At 43.3% G+C, this 17,988-nt stretch carries 17 protein-coding genes; 5 read left to right on the forward strand and 12 right to left on the reverse strand.

Annotated elements, in window-relative coordinates:
* Positions 1–76: 76 nt before the first annotated feature.
* Both FC51_RS09575 and FC51_RS09580 read left to right on the forward strand, forming a co-directional pair.
* On the forward strand, positions 77–661 hold the full coding sequence (locus FC51_RS09575) for a uracil-DNA glycosylase family protein (protein ID WP_057909648.1): 585 nt from the start codon (positions 77–79) through the stop codon (positions 659–661).
* Positions 662–778: 117 nt separating this feature from the next.
* Positions 779–1,024, forward strand: a complete 246-nt coding sequence (locus tag FC51_RS09580; protein ID WP_171031869.1) for a hypothetical protein — start codon at positions 779–781, stop codon at positions 1,022–1,024.
* 66 nt (positions 1,025–1,090) lie between these two features.
* Here the strand turns inward: FC51_RS09580 and FC51_RS09585 are convergent, their stop codons facing one another.
* The 4 genes from FC51_RS09585 to FC51_RS09600 form a co-directional block, all read right to left on the reverse strand.
* Positions 1,091–2,722, reverse strand: a complete 1,632-nt coding sequence (locus tag FC51_RS09585) for a peptide ABC transporter substrate-binding protein (protein ID WP_057909649.1) — start codon at positions 2,720–2,722, stop codon at positions 1,091–1,093.
* Between the two features lie 11 nt (positions 2,723–2,733).
* Positions 2,734–3,150 carry an OsmC family protein gene (locus FC51_RS09590; protein ID WP_057909650.1) on the reverse strand — a complete coding sequence of 139 codons (417 nt, stop codon included), beginning with the start codon at positions 3,148–3,150 and terminating at the stop codon, positions 2,734–2,736.
* Between the two features lie 175 nt (positions 3,151–3,325).
* The gene (locus tag FC51_RS09595; RefSeq protein ID WP_057909651.1) at positions 3,326–4,873 is read right to left on the reverse strand and encodes a YfcC family protein; all 1,548 of its coding nucleotides are present in this window, start codon (positions 4,871–4,873) and stop codon (positions 3,326–3,328) included.
* Positions 4,874–5,117: 244 nt separating this feature from the next.
* On the reverse strand, positions 5,118–5,954 hold the full coding sequence (locus tag FC51_RS09600; RefSeq protein ID WP_057909652.1) for a YitT family protein: 837 nt from the start codon (positions 5,952–5,954) through the stop codon (positions 5,118–5,120).
* 264 nt (positions 5,955–6,218) lie between these two features.
* Here FC51_RS09600 and FC51_RS09605 point away from each other — a divergent pair, with 264 nt between their 5' ends.
* The gene (locus FC51_RS09605; protein WP_057909654.1) at positions 6,219–7,082 is read left to right on the forward strand and encodes an SDR family oxidoreductase; all 864 of its coding nucleotides are present in this window, start codon (positions 6,219–6,221) and stop codon (positions 7,080–7,082) included.
* Between the two features lie 116 nt (positions 7,083–7,198).
* Complete coding sequence (locus FC51_RS09610) at positions 7,199–7,900, forward strand: ABC transporter ATP-binding protein (RefSeq protein WP_057909655.1); 702 nt, start codon at positions 7,199–7,201, stop codon at positions 7,898–7,900.
* A gap of 68 nt (positions 7,901–7,968) precedes the next feature.
* On the opposite strand, the gene FC51_RS09615 is transcribed toward FC51_RS09610, so the two are convergent.
* The 8 genes from FC51_RS09615 to FC51_RS09650 form a co-directional block, all read right to left on the reverse strand.
* The gene (locus FC51_RS09615) at positions 7,969–9,321 is read right to left on the reverse strand and encodes a serine hydrolase domain-containing protein (protein ID WP_225355051.1); all 1,353 of its coding nucleotides are present in this window, start codon (positions 9,319–9,321) and stop codon (positions 7,969–7,971) included.
* Positions 9,299–10,576 (reverse strand): D-alanyl-lipoteichoic acid biosynthesis protein DltD, encoded by a 1,278-nt coding sequence (dltD, locus tag FC51_RS09620; protein ID WP_057909656.1) that lies wholly within the window; start codon positions 10,574–10,576, stop codon positions 9,299–9,301. Before dltD ends, FC51_RS09615 begins: the two co-directional genes overlap by 23 nt.
* Complete coding sequence (gene dltC / locus FC51_RS09625) at positions 10,573–10,806, reverse strand: D-alanine--poly(phosphoribitol) ligase subunit DltC (RefSeq protein WP_057909657.1); 234 nt, start codon at positions 10,804–10,806, stop codon at positions 10,573–10,575. Before dltC ends, dltD begins: the two co-directional genes overlap by 4 nt.
* Before the next feature lie 17 nt (positions 10,807–10,823).
* Positions 10,824–12,041, reverse strand: coding sequence for a D-alanyl-lipoteichoic acid biosynthesis protein DltB (gene dltB, locus FC51_RS09630; protein WP_057909658.1), 1,218 nt, complete (start codon positions 12,039–12,041; stop codon positions 10,824–10,826).
* Positions 12,038–13,564, reverse strand: coding sequence for a D-alanine--poly(phosphoribitol) ligase subunit DltA (gene dltA / locus FC51_RS09635; protein WP_057909659.1), 1,527 nt, complete (start codon positions 13,562–13,564; stop codon positions 12,038–12,040). Before dltA ends, dltB begins: the two co-directional genes overlap by 4 nt.
* A 14-nt stretch (positions 13,565–13,578) precedes the next feature.
* Positions 13,579–13,722, reverse strand: a complete 144-nt coding sequence (locus FC51_RS09640; protein WP_057909660.1) for a teichoic acid D-Ala incorporation-associated protein DltX — start codon at positions 13,720–13,722, stop codon at positions 13,579–13,581.
* A 95-nt stretch (positions 13,723–13,817) separates the two neighbouring features.
* On the reverse strand, positions 13,818–15,011 hold the full coding sequence (locus tag FC51_RS09645; RefSeq protein ID WP_057909661.1) for a serine hydrolase domain-containing protein: 1,194 nt from the start codon (positions 15,009–15,011) through the stop codon (positions 13,818–13,820).
* A 324-nt stretch (positions 15,012–15,335) separates the two neighbouring features.
* A complete protein-coding gene (locus FC51_RS09650; RefSeq protein WP_057911273.1) occupies positions 15,336–16,709 on the reverse strand; it encodes a serine hydrolase domain-containing protein in 1,374 nt (457 codons plus the stop codon).
* A gap of 845 nt (positions 16,710–17,554) precedes the next feature.
* On the opposite strand from FC51_RS09650, the gene FC51_RS12580 reads away from it, so the two are divergent.
* Positions 17,555–17,926, forward strand: a complete 372-nt coding sequence (locus FC51_RS12580) for a DNA adenine methylase (protein ID WP_225355052.1) — start codon at positions 17,555–17,557, stop codon at positions 17,924–17,926.
* The last annotated feature ends 62 nt before the right edge of the window (positions 17,927–17,988 follow it).

Genomic DNA, 17,988 nt, shown 5'->3' on the forward strand with positions numbered 1-17,988 from the left:
ATCAAAACGGCCTTTGACAACTTGAAAATTTAGCGGAGAATGAAGGTACGATACCGTCACACAGAAGAGGCACAAAATGACTAAAGCTGACCAACTATTCCAAGCAATCCAGGCTGATCCACAAAATAAATCATTCACAGATAAAGGAATTCTGCCACTTTATCACGTTATTTCCAGCGCAGAAATTCTGATCATTAGTCAGGCCCCCAGCCGAAAAGCCCAGCAATCCATGGTATTTTGGGACGATCCGAGTGGTGATCGGCTGCGTTCATGGATGGGGCTAAACAAGACTACCTTTTATGACTCGGGTAAAATCGCTGTTTTGCCGCTGGATTTTTACTATCCCGGTAAGGGCGTCCACGGAGATTTGCCACCGAGAAAGGGCTTCGCTGAAAAATGGCACCAGCCACTACTCGAATTAATGCCAAATATCAAAATGACATTATTAATTGGTCAATATGCACAAAAATACTATCTTGGTAAACGGCGGCAAAAGAACCTGACCGAAACGGTAAGACACTTTGACGCCTACTTGCCTGAGTACTTTCCACTCGTTCATCCATCCCCACTCAACTATGGTTGGATGAACCAGCACCCCTGGTTTTTGGCCGAAGTGGTGCCGGAATTACAACGGCAAATCTCCCAAATCATGGCCCACTAGCATACGAGTTTTCCTTATAAAAATATTAATAAAGCAATATAAATGCTCAATGGTTTATGATAAAATATAGATTGTGTCATAAATCACACATATTTTATATTGCTGGGGGAAAGCATTATGCTAAAGCTTAAGAAAGCGACTTTAACAGTTGTTGCAGTATTCACAATGGGTGGCGGGCTCATTTCAATCCCGCCTCAAGAAGTTTCAGCCAGAACTACATATGTCTGGATCGCACCTAATCATGGCAAGAGATATCATTACTCGAAAAATTGCCGCGGATTGAATACCGCTGGCTACAAGCGCCACGTGACCCGTCACTGGGCAAGAAGCCATGGGTATCGGTTGTGTCATTGGGAGAAGTAGTTATTTAAAACAGAAGCCGTGTCCACCAGCTATTATGACTGGCAGACACGGCTTCTGTTTTTTTACTTACTTTGAAATATTTGAGCGTGTGTAATCCGCAAAGCCGGCAACGTGATATTCAACCCCATGCAATTTCGGGTTAACCAAATGGCTTTCACGAACGTAGTAGAGCGGAATGATACCGTTTTGACTCATCAATCGTTTTTCAGCCTGTCGGAGGTAACGCCAATATGATGCTTGGCTACCTGCGTTTTTGGCTTTTTGGACCAAAGAGTCATAGGTTGAATCGCTGAACTTACCAGGATTCATCGTATTATTCGTTGTCAAAATTCCGAGGTAGTTGATTGGGTCACCGAAATCGGCCAGCCAATACCATTGAGCAAGATCAAACTTCCCTTCGCTACGCCGGGCCTGCTGGGCCTTATCGGGAATGTTGGCAATGGTTACTTTAACCCCGGGTAGTTTTGAATTGAGTTGACTCTGAAGATATTGGGCAACATTTTTGGTGACATCCTGATCATCCCCAACAATTGAAAGGCTAACCGATCCTTTGAGGCCAGCCTCCTTTTTACCTTCATTCCAAAGAGAACGGGCCTTTTTTACATTTGGTTGTACGCTAAAGCTGGTCTCTTTGCTAAAGTCTTTTCCGGTTGTTGGATCAATTGCCGTGCCCGGACTGACGAAGCTGCTTGCTGGTAACGAGCCGTCAGCGAGAACCTTGCTGGTTAACTCTGGCCGGTTAATGACGAGTGAAATTGCCTGTCGCAGCTTACGATTGGCAAGCGGCTGATTTTGACGTTGGTTCACCTGCAGATAGTAGGTCCAAGCCTTGGAGACATGCTTGAGATTTCGATTCTTTTGAAGGCTCTTTGCGGTTACGCCAGAAATCGTCGCATCATCCAACTTGCCATTTTCAAATAAGTTATGCGCCGTATTGGAATCTTTAACGGTTTGATACTTAATTTCATCTAATTTGATCGCACTTTTATCCCAGTAATAAGGGTTACGAACTAATTTATAAGTGTCGTTGGTACCTGTCCAGTCGGCAATCTTAAATGCACCGTTTGACACGGTCGTCTTGGCATTCGTTCCATATTTTTTAATGCCGACTTTTTGAACAAAAGACTTATTTTGTGGCATGAAAACAGGCATTGCAACTAATTTATTGAAATAAGCCATTGGGTGGTCCAAAGTAATCTCCAACGTTTTGTCGCCCAAGGCTTTAATGCCTAGTGTTTTATACGATTTTTTATTATTAATTATTGAATCCGCATTTTTTATGCCACTAAATACATAAGTATAAACCGGGTTATTGGCAGGGTTTAAGGAACGCTTCCAGGAATACTCAAAATCTTCAGCTTTTACTGGGTCACCATTACTCCATTTGGCAGTCTTGCGAATATGAAAAATATATTTTTTGCCGTTATCGGTTGGCTTGACAATCTTGGTTGCCATTGCCGGAACCGGCTGATCCTTGTCATTAAGACGATAAAGCCCCTCTGAAATGTTGGTTAGGGTGTTGAATTCGGGCAGCATTGCTTGATTCGTGTTGTCCAAAGATGTTAACTCGGAAGTCTGCATTAAAGTAATTGATTTTTTGGCTGCTTTGTTTTGTGAACCTTGGTTGTCGCATGCAGCCAGAAACCCAGCACTCGCCACGATAACAGCCATCAGTAAAAGACCCCTACGATTCTTCATAATTTTCCCCCTCATATAAACTGAATTTCAATCGGAACAGCATGTTTCAACGTCTCATGCACGGTACAGTCCTTTACCACTGCCCTCATAAATGATCGGTGGGCCGATTCGTCCAAATTTGTTTCGGCATCAACTTGAACAATAATTTTAGTTACTGCAGAACGACCATCTTGGTACTGCGTTGTTTCACCCGTGGTCTTTGTTTGAAACTTCCGAATTTCAATTTCGGGATGTTTGCGGGCGATGTCATTGGCGGTAATCGCAAGACAGCTGCCAACCGCTGATAACAGATACTGGACCGGATTAGGCCCGGCATCTGTCCCATGACCCGCAATCGGCTCATCAACAATAAATTGATGGATTCCAGTTTTCGTATCGACTTGTGCGCCAACTTTTCGGAGCTTTGAATTGACAATATACTTTCCCATATCGACCATCCTTTATGTGATTTATGCATGCGAGAAGAATTGTTATTCATTATAGCGTGTTTGCACGATATTTTGTTGGAATGTAACGGTACCGAATTACCTAATTGGATCTAAAAAGCATCTCCTCGTTTGTGAACACAAGAAGATGCCTTTTATGAATGAATCAAAAATCCAGTTAGTTAATCAAAACTTCGGTCACCAGTAGTCCACCGCCAAATACGAGAACAAACACAACCACCGGCCAAACGAACCGGAGCCAATGTGAATACTTCATATTCAGCATTTGCAACGTTGCCATTACGAGCCCGGTTGGAGCCAGGAATAACATTGCGTACTGGCCGAATTGATAGGCCGTTACCACCACATATCGTGGAATGTGGACCGTATCCGCCAACGGTGCCAAAATCGGCATTGAGAGAACGGCCAATCCTGAAGATGACGGTACGATGAAGCCCAGCAAAAAGAAGATCAGCAGCATCACAATAATGAACATTGGCCCACTCATATGAGCCACCAAAGTTGATGAATATTGCAGCATCGTGTCTGAAATTTTCCCATTATTGAGTACCAGGTTAATGCCTCGAGCCAATCCGATGATGAGCGAAACGCCGACTAAACTTGACGCACCCTTAACAAAGGCGTCGACAACGCCGGTTTCGCCAATGCCGTTCTTCCCCGTTGCCGTCAAGAACATGATAATAATGGCAAATGATAAGAAGGATGCAGCCATTGTTGGGAACCACCAGCCTTGAGACATGACGCCCCACACCATAAGTGGAAATGTCACAACGAATAATATCAAAATCAATTTTTTGCGAATGGTGAACTTGGATTTTCCATCCTCACCGGTTGGCGCAATTTCCCACATGCTGTTAAATTCTTCCCGATCATCATATGAATAAGAAAACTTCGGGTTGGCTTTGACCTTTTTGCTGTACCAGTGGAGGTAAACAATCACGAAGGCTGCAGCAAATACCAAACCAATGATTCGCTCAGTGAGCCCCTGGGTAAAATCAATTCCGGCAGCGTTAGACGCAATCACAACGGAAAACGGGTTGATGGTTGAAAAACAGGTTCCAATCGAACTCGCGAGAAAGATTGCGCCGACAGACACGATTGAATCGTACCCCATGGCAATAAAGATTGGTACCAGAATTGGATAGAAGGCAACGGCCTCCTCTTCAATTCCGCATAACGTCCCACCCAGGACCATCAAGATCGCCACGAAAAAGATCAATAAAAACTCGTGGCCCTTGGTCTTTTTGGTGAGCGCCAGCAATCCAGACTCAAAAGCCCCACTGGCTTTAACAACGCCAATCAGCCCACCAAGGACTAGGATAAATACCATAATATCGACGGCTTCAATCGTCCCCTTCACCATACTGGTAGGAACTGCAGCAATACTTGCGGGCCGTTGTTTCAATCTCTGATACGTATTTGGAATTGATACCGGCGCGGTAATGCCGCCATCCGTAAACTGTTTAATATTAATTTTAACGCCCAACTTATCCAGTTCCTTTTGGGTACTTGGAACAGTTGTCACTTTACCATGTGGATCAGTCACCTGTAAGGATGAGTTGGTATACGATAGCTTTGAATAACTGCCGGCAGGCACCATCCATGTGGCAGCCACAGCGACGATCGTCAGGATAAATAAGATGACGAATGCGCCGGGCATCTTGAGCTTAAAACGCTTCTTTGGCTTTTCAACTTGTGCGTCCATAATTTTCCCCCTTAAATGATTGCATCAAAAAATAGATCAGCTTTTCACTGGTCCTGCCTAGTTATGTTAATGGTTAATCAACAATCCCCCACCACGAAGATTAATTTGATTACTGAATAGCTCAACAAATAATAGTGTAACGGATATGAAAGCGTTTGACAACACTGCATGTTTCGACAAAATTTTCAAATTAAATTTAACTGAATTATAAAAAAGTTCCTGATTTTTGAGTTGAAATCAGGAACTACAGTATCTTCTCAAGTGACTCACCTTTGACACTGTGGACGTTATCAACCACCACAAAGGCATCCGGATCGACTGTGGAAACCAGTGGAACAATTTGAGCCACCTGCTTATCAGTACAAATAATGTAAATCATCGGTCGCTTTTCTTGGTGATAATAGCCTTTCGCGCTAATCAATGTGATTCCTTGATGAAGCATCGTTGACAGTTCAGCCGTAATTTCAGCTGTCTGATTTGAAATAATCGTAACTGCTTTTCGAGCACCAAATCTTGACAGCAGGCCATTCAATACCACCGCTGAGACGTATAGTTCAATGATTGTCAGCATCATATTTTGAAGGCCAATTATCAACACGGACGGAACCGCAACACACAAGTCAAACATCAACATCGCCGTTCCGTTTTTCATTCCAAAATAGCGATTCATGATCTTTGCCAAAATGGTACTTCCGGCGACCGTTCCTTCACCCCGAAAAATCAACCACATTGCAATTCCCATCAATACCCCGCCAGCAATTGCCGGAATAATGGTTTGAGTCGTATGATAGTTCAAAAATGACGGCAGTTTCAAAAATACCGATATCCAGATAACTGCCCAGATTGAGTAACCGACCGTTTTCTTATCCAAGAATCGAAACCCAATCAGCATTAAGATTCCGTTTAACACAAAATTCGTCAGGAAAGGCGGAATGTTCAGCGCATAATAGCCAATTGTCGTCAAACCCGTTACGCCGCCTTCACCAATCTGATGAGGAATCAGGAAGTCTGTGATTGCCACAGCGTATATGAAGGCCCCCAACATGATTTGAAGACCGTTACGGACGATTATTTTATGCATGAAATCACCTCTTTTAAATGTTCAACGCTAACCACAAACCGGAAACCATCGAAAAAATCGATAACCAAGTTTGTCAGTCATAAACTAATTCCTATGAGAACCTCATTTCAGTATAAAGGAATTAATGAAAACTTTCAGTACATTTTCAAAAGCGGCTACAAAATCCCAAAGTTCAAATTCTTGTAAGCCTCTTCATTCCTTGGTAACATCAATTAAACAGGATAAATATGATGCAAAACCGTGCTTTGAAAGGGGATTAACAACATGAAATATGCAGTCACAGGTGCAACCGGTAAGTTTGGTCAAACGGTTGTCAAAGTTTTAGCCGAAAACATTGATAATCGAGACATTATCGCATTAGCGCGAGACACCGAAAAGGCCGAAAAATTGCTGCCGGGTATTGAGGCTCGACCCGGGTCTTATGACTCTGAAGAAACCTTAGAAAAATCGCTTAAAGGCGTCGACAAACTGCTTTTAATTTCGTCTATCCCAGGGCAAGCCGTCAGCCGAATCCAACAGCATCAAAATGTAATTAACGCAGCTAAAAAAGCCGGCGTTCGCTTCATTGCCTACACGAGCTTCCCTCATGCGGACAGCGCCAAATCACCTTTAGCAGTTGATCATAAAAATACTGAACAGGCAATCCGCCAATCAGGAATCGGTTACTCATTCCTGCGAAACAATTGGTATTTGGAAAACGAGCGTCAACAAATTCCTGCCGCTGTTAACAACCGGCCATTTGTTTATTCGGCAGCCGATGGGAAAGTTGGCTGGGCATTGGAACGTGAATACGCTGAAGCAGCCGCAAAAGTATTACTCACGGACGATCCCAAAACCGTCTACGAGTTCTGTGGCCCTCAACGAAGTTACGATGACCTGGCAAGAGCGTTAAGGGTCGTCACCGATAACGACTTTGAAATCATGTCACTTTCAGACGAAGAATATCAAAAACGTCTGATTGCCACTGGTCATAGCCCTCAAGCAGCTGCCGGAATTGTCAGCATGCAACGTTTGATTCGAAATGGCGACCTGGAAGAAACCTCAAATGACCTGCCAGAAGCTCTGGGGCACCCGCTGCCAACACTTGAAGAGTCTCTCAAGGAAGTCATTGATAAATTGAAAAAGTAACGTCTATCCCCCCGCAAATTGATTTCACGGAGGGATTTTTTGTCCAGTGATGAGTTGCTTTCCCTAATCACGACAAGTATCATAATCGTTAAGAACAATCATTCAGGAGGCACCTTATGGCATACATTGACGTCAAACACGTTTCGAAAATCTACGGTAGTGGTGAGCAGGAAGTCCGCGCCAACGACGACATCAACTTTGAAATCAAAAAGGGAGAACTCACCATCATTGTTGGCGCCTCCGGAGCAGGTAAGTCAACATTACTGAATATTTTGGGTGGGATGGATACCCCAACAAAGGGAGACGTCATTGTCAACGGTAAGGATATTTCAAATGATACCCCCAAACAATTAACCACATACAGACGGCTTTCCGTCGGGTTTGTATTTCAATTCTATAACTTGATTCCCAACCTGACTGCCCTGGAAAACGTCGAATTGGCATCACAAATTTCACCTGATTCTCTTGACGTCGCCGAGGTGATGGCAGAAGTCGGTCTGGCAAAACGAACCAATAACTTTCCGGCCCAGCTTTCCGGCGGCGAACAGCAGCGAGTTGCGATTGCCCGAGCTATTGCGAAGAATCCCGATTTGTTGCTGTGTGATGAACCAACCGGGGCCCTGGACTATAAAACTGGGAAAAGCATCCTTAAACTACTTCAGGATTTCAGCAATAAAACCGATAAGAATGTTATCATTGTCACCCACAATGGCATGATCAAGCCAATGGCCGACCACATTATTGAAATCGGCGACGGCCAGGTGAAAAATGATGAGTTGAATCATTCGCCAAAACCGGTTGAGGAGATTGAGTGGTAAGCAAATTCGTTTTCGACTATAAAAAATGGTAACCGCTAAGTTCAAGCCGGTTACCATTTTTTTAGATTTTAATAATACGTTGCCACATCATACATCTTCTGGGCAAACGTCTTGGCGCTGACGTTGCCAGCCAATGGGTACTGATTCATAAACACCAGTGCCATGTGGTAATTGCCATTTGTTGCATAATAACTTGTGTGGAAGCTGGAGCCGCCAAACGAGCCATTGTTATATTTCATACCGTTTTTGGTAACATAGAAGCCACCGGAATAAGTATTTCCATAACTTGTTAGCTGTTGATACTGCTTAGAAGTCAAAACCTGACCATTTTGTAAGCCTTGAATAAATTTGTAATAGTCACTCGGCGTACTCAACAGGTTCCCTGCACCCGGAATGGCCGACAGGCGGGCATATGAGACTGTATCGGCATCCTGATAGTCATTCTTGCCATCGTTGGTATATCCGATGGCGACCGTTGCCTTAGTTGACGGCTGATCCTGATCCACGATAACCGTATGACTCATCCCTAGTTTGTCAAAAATTCGACTTTGCAAATTCTGGGCATAACTTTGTCCGGTCACCTTGGCAATAATCCCGGCCAACAAGACGTAATTGGCATCACTGTAATTGTAGCTGTGATTATTCGTTGACTTCAGTCTGCTGACCATACTGCTATATGCCTGATTTTCAGTCATTTGACTGCTTGGGGTGACATCAGTGTTATCAATTCCCGAAGTCATTGACAGCATTTGAGCAATCGTGATGTTTGAAGCATATGGAACGGCTGGGTAATATTGACTCAACTTCGTGCTGGCGGAGAGCTTATTGGCACTAATCAACTGTTGAATAATCGCTCCGGTCATTGCCTTTTGAAGCGAAGCCAGCGGATAAACAACTGATCCGTCGCCAGCGTTAGCGGTGTTTCTGACCACGTTGGCCATGCCGTTGCTGACTGTGGCGGTATTCTTGGGACCGGAAGACGCCAATACAGCGGTTCCCATGACGTTGTACTGCTTCATCATGCTGTTGGCAATGGTTTGAAAGCTCACGGGCTTGATACCGTGAACGTTCATCCAACCAAGGTTTTTGTTGAAATAGCGCAAGAGGACATACGTGCCGGTTTTAGTCGTTTTCGACTGCATGACCCGGACAAAATCATTGTTAAAATTATACCCGTTGGCATCCCCAGTCTTGGTGGACAGACTCGTGTAGTATGGCCCGTAGTAATAAATGTTATAGCCCTTGCTGACCGTATTTTGGTTCACAATTTGGGCGTCGTAATGTTTGTTGCTGGTCGCCGTCACCGCGTTATAAGCAGCAAAAGTCTTGCTTTGTGCTGCGTAGGCACCAACGGACAACAGGCCCGCCAAGAACAAGATGACGGCCCTGCTTTTAAACTTAATCGTCAAAATGATTGTCACTTCCACTTTCGTTCTGCCACTCTTTGGAGTAGTAGTAGTTATCAATTCGATATCTTGGACTTGGAACCTTTTCTGTCAAGAATGGGCGAATTGCTTTGTCCATCGTCAGCCAGCCGCGCCAGCCTGGATGAATGGTATCAGCCATAAAGTACGGAACATTTCCATCATGACTTAAATCGTCAATATGGTTGAACCCTTGTGATCTTAACTGATAGGTGATCTTCTTGTCAAATGTTGCCAGCATTGCAGACGACATCCCCGTATACTTCTGCCACTTTGCATTAATTGGCGGAATGATAAATAAAACGTTGGTATGGTCGTTTGCAAACTGGTTCAGCATTAACTGAAAGTCACTGTATTCAGGCGATTTCACGTAACTCATATGAGCCTGGAAGTTTTTGAGCTTCTTAACATGCGACTTCAAACGCCGGTTCCAGAAAGTATTATCAATTTGGAAGTCGTTTGAAGTTGTCTTCTCAGCACCAATTTTGCCGGCCAGTTGATCCAACTTCTGGTAATTGTACTGGTTAGGTAACAATTCTTCATTCTTATCGATCGTTTTCTCATTGTTCAATGGAACCCGGTAACGCGAGAAGATCTGATCTTCATTCAGTAAAATTCGGTTACGGATATTGACGTAGGTCATTTGAGACGTTGTTGGCTTCAAACCAGCGGCGATTCGTGCCAATGCACCGGCAATTTCTCTATCAGAATTCCCTGAAGGCATCTGTAAAAGTCGGTAAGCGGCGTAACGATCCATTTTTGAGCCGCTTTCCCGCTTAATCCAACTGGTGGTCTGTAATGGTGAATAGTAAAATGAAAAAGCGTTGGGATCCTCGCCCTTTGGCGTAAACCACTGAGGAGAAACAAAAACAACTGCTTTTTTATTTTTTAGCTGAGGATTAATCGACTGCATCACGAAAAAGTGTGTCAGCGATTGGCTTCCCCGAGCTCCCAACAGAAATGGTTGGTAAGATCGATCATACTTCGCCGCCAATACTGCGGGGTGAAATGGATCAAACCGCGACCACTCTGATGAGCCAAAGAATGGAACATACCCGTGTTCAAGTGCGTTTCTTTTAATCAGTTGGCCTTTTAAAACCTGCGGCGAAAGTGAAGAGGCAGCATTATTCACAACCTTTGGATTCACGTAATTCAGACTTGACCAAAGCGGTGATAAAAAGACTGCCAGCATCAGCAATGCCGCAGCAAAAATCGGCCCAAATATCATGAAGAGCCGCTTTTTCATACTCATTTGCTTGCTTCGACTTTCGCAATAATTTTAGCAGGTGTGTTCCACTCGTTTCGATCAAATTCTGAAACGGGGGCTTCAACGCCCAATTTGTCTTGGAGGTCCAGCAGCAATTGTACCGTCCCCATTGAGTCTAGCAACGCACTTGAGTACAGGTCTTCATCCAAATTATCAGAAAAATCCTCACCAGTTAAGTCTTTTAAAATATCAAGTACAGTTTGTTTATCATCCATATCAAACAGCTCCTTAGTTAAAATGGTTTAGGTGCGAAAAACAGTGTGTTCAAAAATCCTGAGAAAATCAGGAAACTGAAACAAACAACGTTAAATGTCAAAAAGATGGCAAATAATTCGGTAAACTTGTTGTGCGGAATGTGGTCCTGATGCTTCTTCTTGAACCGCAGCCAGGTGTCATTGATGACCATCGCAAAGCCATGGTAAAGACCATATGTGATGTAGTACCAGGTCTCGCCGTGCCAAAATCCCATAATCAACATGTTAATGACGTAGCAGACATTGGCCGTGGTCGTCCGACTCTTGAAAATGTGATGCTTCATGCAGAAGAAGACCAACCGCATGAAAATGTAATCACGGAACCAAAATGACAGTGTCATGTGCCAACGGTTCCAGAAATCCTTGATGTTCTTTGATTTAAACGGCTGATTAAAGTTCATCGGCGTCTTGATTCCCATCATGTAACTAATTCCGACGGCGAACAAACTATAACCGGCAAAATCAAAGAATAAATCCATACTGTAAACGTACATGTACGCAACGATATTCCACGAAAATCCGTGGGCCATCAACGCCCGCTGCTGAATCTGCGGCATCATGATCGAGCCAAAGATATACGCCAAAATGAATTTGTACAAGAAACCCTGGAAAATGTAGCGAACACCCTTTTCAACCATGTCCAGATAGGCGCTTCGTTCAGGCACCTTGGCATAATCGGCTTCAAACCGCCGGTAACGATCAATTGGCCCTGACGAAATTGTCGGGAAGAACAAGAGAAACTGGCCAAACAATACCGGGTGAAATTCCTTAATCATTCCGTCTCGAGTCTCCATAATGGTCTGAACAACCTTGAAGGTGATGTAAGAAATTCCCAAAAATCCAATAATTGATTGGCGGTTCGGCGTAAACAGCGGCGTAATTTTGACGATCACCAATGGGATAATCGCCAGGACAACCGCCGTAACAAAAATCCAGCCCTTATTCGGCGAATCCTTTGCCTGGCGATAATGTGAATACGCCCAGACAAGAATCAATTGGTAAATCAGATACCCAATCAGGGCAAGTCCGGTGTGCCAATTTGGACCACCAAAGGTCAAAATTAAGAAGAACAGCGAAATGAGTGTCTGGTAACCTCGGAATCGCCGGCCGTAAAGCAACCCAATCATTAACGGGATCAGCGCCAGCGCCAGCCAGATGAAGTAAGTTGGGTTACCGTAAGGAAGATACCATCTCATTGATTGTTGACCTCGCTGATCACTGCTTTAATGTCGACCTTCCCGTTAGAGCTCAACGGCAGTGATTTTTGATAAACAATCTTTTGAGGAATCATGTAAGCCATCATGTCCTGGCCCAAGTTTTTCTTGATAGCCGCGGTTAATTCCAGGTTGTTCTTGAAATCATTTTCCTCTGGTACCACGTATGCGATGAGCATCGATACCGTGTGTTGTGCGTTATATTTTGGTACGACGACCGCCTGTTTGACGTGTTCTTCCTTGTTGACCAAGGCCGAAACGTCTTCAAGTTCTATTCGAAAACCGTTAAGCTTGATCTGGAAGTCTTTACGACCGAAGTACCTAAGCATCCCATCGTCATCCATGGTCACAATATCACCGGTTCGATAGGCTTGTTGCTCGCCAATTTTGAAGAAGGACTTGGCATTTTTCTCCGGGTTATTAATATAGCCCTTTGAAACGTTGGTTCCGTATATAATCAATTCGCCCCGCTTGCCATCTGTGATATCGTCGCCATTTTCATTAACGACTTTGGCATTCATTTCCGGCTTCACGTAGCCGATTGGTAAGCGATCATAGTTGTTTAAAATATCGTTGGTAATCTCAATTTCGGTAATGGCAACCGTCGATTCAGTTGGCCCATATGTATTGTAGATATGAGCATCCGGGAACCGCTTCTTTAATGCAGCCGCAGTCTTGTGAGTTAATTCCTCACCACAGAATAAAAAGTCACGCAAGTCTGGATGATGTTCCTGGTCAAACGTCGACTCCAACAAGCAAATGTCCATGAATGATGGGGTTGATACCCAAGTATTGATGGTCATGGTTCTCAATGCAGTGAAGAGCACCACAAAGTTATCCGTTGTCTTCTTGGAAAGAACGTGTAGCGTCCCGCCCTGATACAGGGTTGGGTAAAGACTCATGACTGATAGGTCAAATGAGTACGCTGGCTGCTGCAGCATTTGCAAGTCCTTGGGTAGGTTAAATGCGTCACTCACAACCCAATTGACAAAGCTGATCAGGTTGTTATAACTGATTTCAACACCCTTGGGAACACCCGTGGTTCCTGATGTAAAGATAATATAGTAGGTCTGGTCATCGTGAATCGGATGGGTCAAGTGGTAGTCAACCTTTTCAAGACAGATATGGTCAAGTTCATCTTGATCAATTTCCGGGATGTCAGGCAGCTTTTCCGGTAAGGCTTCAGTCGCAATCACGGCAACCGGCTTGGCAATCTGATTAATCATCGTCAACCGTTCCTTAGGTGAATTGATATCCACTGGAATGTAGGCGTGACCGGATTTGACAGCCGCCAGGAAGGCCACAATCATCGAAAATGACTTGCCGCCAAAGACGATAATTGGCTGATTGAGTGGCAACTCCAGGGAATCAATGCGCTCTGCTAAAGCATCCGAGAATTGTTTGAGCTCCTTATACGTATGTTTTTCGCCATCGTAGGCATAGGCAACCTTGTCTCCCTGCGTTTCCGCGTATGAATCGATTGCCTGAATCAAATTTTCAGTCATCCTGTTGCTCCCCCTTAAAATTCGTTATAAATGAACTTTGCTTGATTAATGCCGCTGTAGTCGTACAGATAAAAAAGGACCAACATGATTAAAAAATAGATGAGTGTGTTCAGCACGAACCGAACGACTGGCTTACTCAACCATTCCCGTACTGGCATAGAAATCATCTCCTCACTAAATTGGATTACAACGTTGTCACCCACATGGTATCGTATTTTAGAATGTTTTTAAACAAAGAGCAGTTTTAAATTGGCTAGACCGTTAAATCATTAAACAGCCTTGTCGCAAAATTTTGAATCTGGTTGGCAGGCCGGTAATCGTTGCTTAATAAAACAACCCCGGACTTGCCATTTCGTGTCATGAAGACTGATGATTCATAGCCGTAACCAATTCCGTGGGAACGAATTCCGTTGCTTTGGTTATAAACACCACCGCCATAAGGGGCGTTGCCGCCTGGCTGATGGAGAATGGCAGCGTATGCTTTCGGGAAGATCTTTCCCTTTAAAATCGCCTGTTCAGATTTAAACAAATCGTAGGTCGACATAAAGACCTGACCCGTTCCCAATTCGTTTTGCATCGAGGCTTTGGCTTCATGGTAGACCCGCGTATAATTTGGTTTGATTTGAGTTGGATAAAGCCAGTGATACCCAAGAGTCCGATTTGGCCGCCCAGCCCAATGCTGAACAAAGCCAGTTCCTTTGAGCTTCAAAGGTTTGGTGAAGACCTTGTCAAAATACTTTCCGTATGACTTATGGGTAATCTTGGAGATAATCCCCGCTAACAACACATAATTCACCGGTTGGTACCAATCTTTATACTTCGGTGAGCGGGTCACGGTGTGATTAACCGCGAAACTGACCACGTTCGATTCATTGAGCAGCGAATCCGATCCGGTCTCACTCATGGTAAGTCCCGAATACATATCAAGCATGTTGCGAATCGTAATATTTTTTGAATTCTTGACCTTCGGATAGTACTTGGATAACTTGGTGTTCAACGATAATTTATGCTGAGAAACCAATTTCATGATCATCCCCGCAGTTAACGATTTTTGAATCGAAAGAATCTGGTACTCCGAACTCGGCGTGTTGGCCGTGTCCGATTTATAGTTGGCATATCCAAATCCTTGGGTGTAAATGATGCGGTTATTTTTGACAATTAACGCAGACCCGACAAAATGATTTTTCTTCAAATAGCTGGTAATTTGTCGCGTTTGTTTTGATGATTGGTGCTTAATTTGCTTCGGCGCCGTTCTCGCAGCACTTTCCTCACGCTTTTTTTCATCCTTGCTGAATGCCTGTTCACGTGCCCGCGCATTTCTACGCCTTGCTGCTTGCTGTGTTTGAAATTGATGGTTGTTCGCCCGCCAATACATCGCCCCGCCAACGGTGCCAAAAACCACCAGGATGATTCCTAATATGTACAAGTACGTGCGCCCCCGCTTCATGCGCTCGCCCCCTTTGAAGTTCCAAAAGTGTTAACTTAAGAATTCTGTAACACTCCAGTAACATTTGATTAGTTCTATTATGACCAACTAAAAATAAATGGCAACACTTTTGTTGCTCATTCCCACGCCCTTTAGTTAAGTTTTAGTTTCTTGACTATTCCTTTAGATTTCGTTGACGAATTAGGAATACTTTGATTAATTAAAGTCTAATGATTGTGTTATCCCCGATATTCAATCACTTATCACAAAAGACTCCTTCAAAAAAGCCCTTGAATCGGATCCAAATATCACTGAATTCCGTTTCCAGGGCTTTGTTGCGCTATTTTAATAGTAAGTGGCAATCGTGTTCATTTTATTGAGGAAGGTGGCTGGTGTCATCTTATTTTTCAATGGTGACTGATTCAAAAGTGCAACAACTACTTTCTGGTTGCCATCAGAAGCATAGTACCCCGTGTTAAAGCCGGTGCCAGTATAACTGCCATTGTTATATTTAACGGTATTTTGGTTGACATACATGCCGCCAGAGTACTTGGTACTATAACCAGTGAGTGCTTGATAGCCCTTGGTAGTCAGTACTTTTCCATTTTGGAGGCCGAGGACAAATTTGTAATAGTCGGTTGGTGTCGTTAACACGTTGCCGGCACCAGGAAGTGATGACAGAGTTGGGTACGAAACAGCTTGAGAATTTTGATAGTCGTTATTGTTGGCGTTATTATAGCCAACCGCTTTGATCGCCGTAAACTCAGGCTGATTTTCGTTCACAATGTAAGTATTCTTCATGCCTAATTTATTCAAAATTCGAGATTGCAAATTCTGTGTGTACGATTTGCCGGTCACTTGGGAAATAATGCCAGCCAGCAGGACATAGTTGATATCACTATACGTAAAGGTGTGCTTGTTGGTGGAGGTCAGCGCCTTAACTGCGTTGGTGTAGGCTTGATCCTCAGTCACCTGGTCGTCTGGGGTCTTGATCGTTCCTTTGATGCCTGACGTCATCGTGAGCAGTTGCTGGATGGTGATAGTCTTGCTGTGGGCGACCTTTGGATAGTACTTGCTAAGCGTCGTTGTGGCCGTTATTTTTTTGGCATTAATTAACTGTTGAATCATGGCGCCGGTCATCGTGTTTTGAAGTGATGCCAACGGGTAAACAACCGAGCCGTCACTGGTATTTTTCGTGCTGTGAAGCATGTTGGCATAACCGTTATTAACGATTGTTGGCGTGAGGCTCTTGTTGTGAGAAACCAGCACGGTACCAATAGCGTCATATTTTTGCATGGTTGCTTGGGCAATTGATTTGAACGAAACCTGCTTGAGCCCATTGACATTCATCCAACCGAGAATCTTACCATTGTAGCGAATTTGCGCATATGTAGCCGTCTTAGTCTTTTGCGTCTGCATCACGCGGACGTATTGGTTGTTATATTTGGTGCTGTCAGTCGTCGTAGTTGCCACACCAGTCGTGTTCTTGGTACCAGGAACGTTGGAGTAGATCTGGTAGCCGCTGGCCAGTGATTTTGGCGTCGTGATTTGGGCATCGTAACGTTTGGTTGTCGCCGTTTTGGCGGTAGTCGTCTTGGTGCTGGCTGTCGCTGTAGTCGTAGCCGCGTTGGCAGTCGTTGCCTGAATGGCTGTGACACCAATGAGAAGCGCACCCGTTGCGAGTAAGAGTGTCGATTTAAATTTATTCTTTGTATTCATGATTTGATTCATCCCCCGAATTTTGTCTTGGTAATTCAACTGGATTGTAACACTGGTTCAACAGAAAATGGTATTGGGTTTTTCAAAACTTATGGTTATTGTTACCTTTAGTTGAAAGAATATTTCCCATGTTTTGTCACATATTAACATTGGATTGTTAGTTTTCTTAATAAACATACTAAATACAACAACTATCTACCAAATCTTGTCTTATTGTAATTTTCCTCGATTTTGAACCTTCTTGTTTTTAGAAGAAGTTTAAAGCTGTCGCCACGTTAATCTATACTTTATAAGTTGGAATTTTTACTGCCCTATCTGAGATGTAAATGGCACCTTAAAATGTACCTACATGTTTAAATTACCCTTGACGTGAGATGTTCTTAACTGGCATGTTACGATATTCTAAACAATCATTCGATCCCTAAGTGCATAACTCTAAATAAACTATCCAAACAATTATTGATTTAAAACGAAAATACATAGTATGATGTAACTAGTAAGTAAAATGGCATTTCAGAAAGAGAGCAAGCTTGAATAATAATAAGTTAGTTAAACCTTTTCTAAAATGGGCTGCGGCAAAAGACAATTATTACCAGAAAGTGAACAGCTTATGCCAAAAATAGGTACTGACAAACAATTTTTTCAAACCATTTGTTGGGGTGGAGCACTTTTCTTATCACTTGAAAGAAAGAATACTACAGTATTATGACTTTAATTTTGAATTAATTAATTCTTATAGAGTGGTAAGTGATGATGCCAATGTGCTAATTGATCTTCTCAAGATGCATGAACAAAACACCTCGAGCGATTACTATAAAATTAGGGATTGAGATAGGAATAACTTAATAAAAAAGAAAAGCAATACTGAAAGGGCTTCAGGGTTTATGTGCTTAAATAAAATTGTTTTCAATGGTTTGTTCCGAGTAAATCGTCAAAACCAAATCAATGTTCCATACAGAAGTTATAAACACCCTGTAATCGTTAATGAAGAAATATTAAGGGCAGTTTCTGATTACCTGATAAAAGCAAATATACAAATTCTTAATGGAGATTTCGAAGAAGCATTACAGAATGCTAAAAAAGGGGCTTCTATATATTTTGATCCTCCATATGCTCCCGTAACTTCAGATAAACAACGCTTCGTGGGGTATACGTTAGATGGATTTAATGCAAAAGAACAACAACGTTTGTATAGAGCTTTTAATGATCTCACTTAACGTGGTGTCCACCCTATGTTAAGTAACTCTTCGGTTTCCTTTGTGCACAATCTTTATCATGA

Source organism: Lentilactobacillus parabuchneri DSM 5707 = NBRC 107865, assembly GCF_001435315.1.
Lineage (GTDB): Bacteria > Bacillota > Bacilli > Lactobacillales > Lactobacillaceae > Lentilactobacillus > Lentilactobacillus parabuchneri.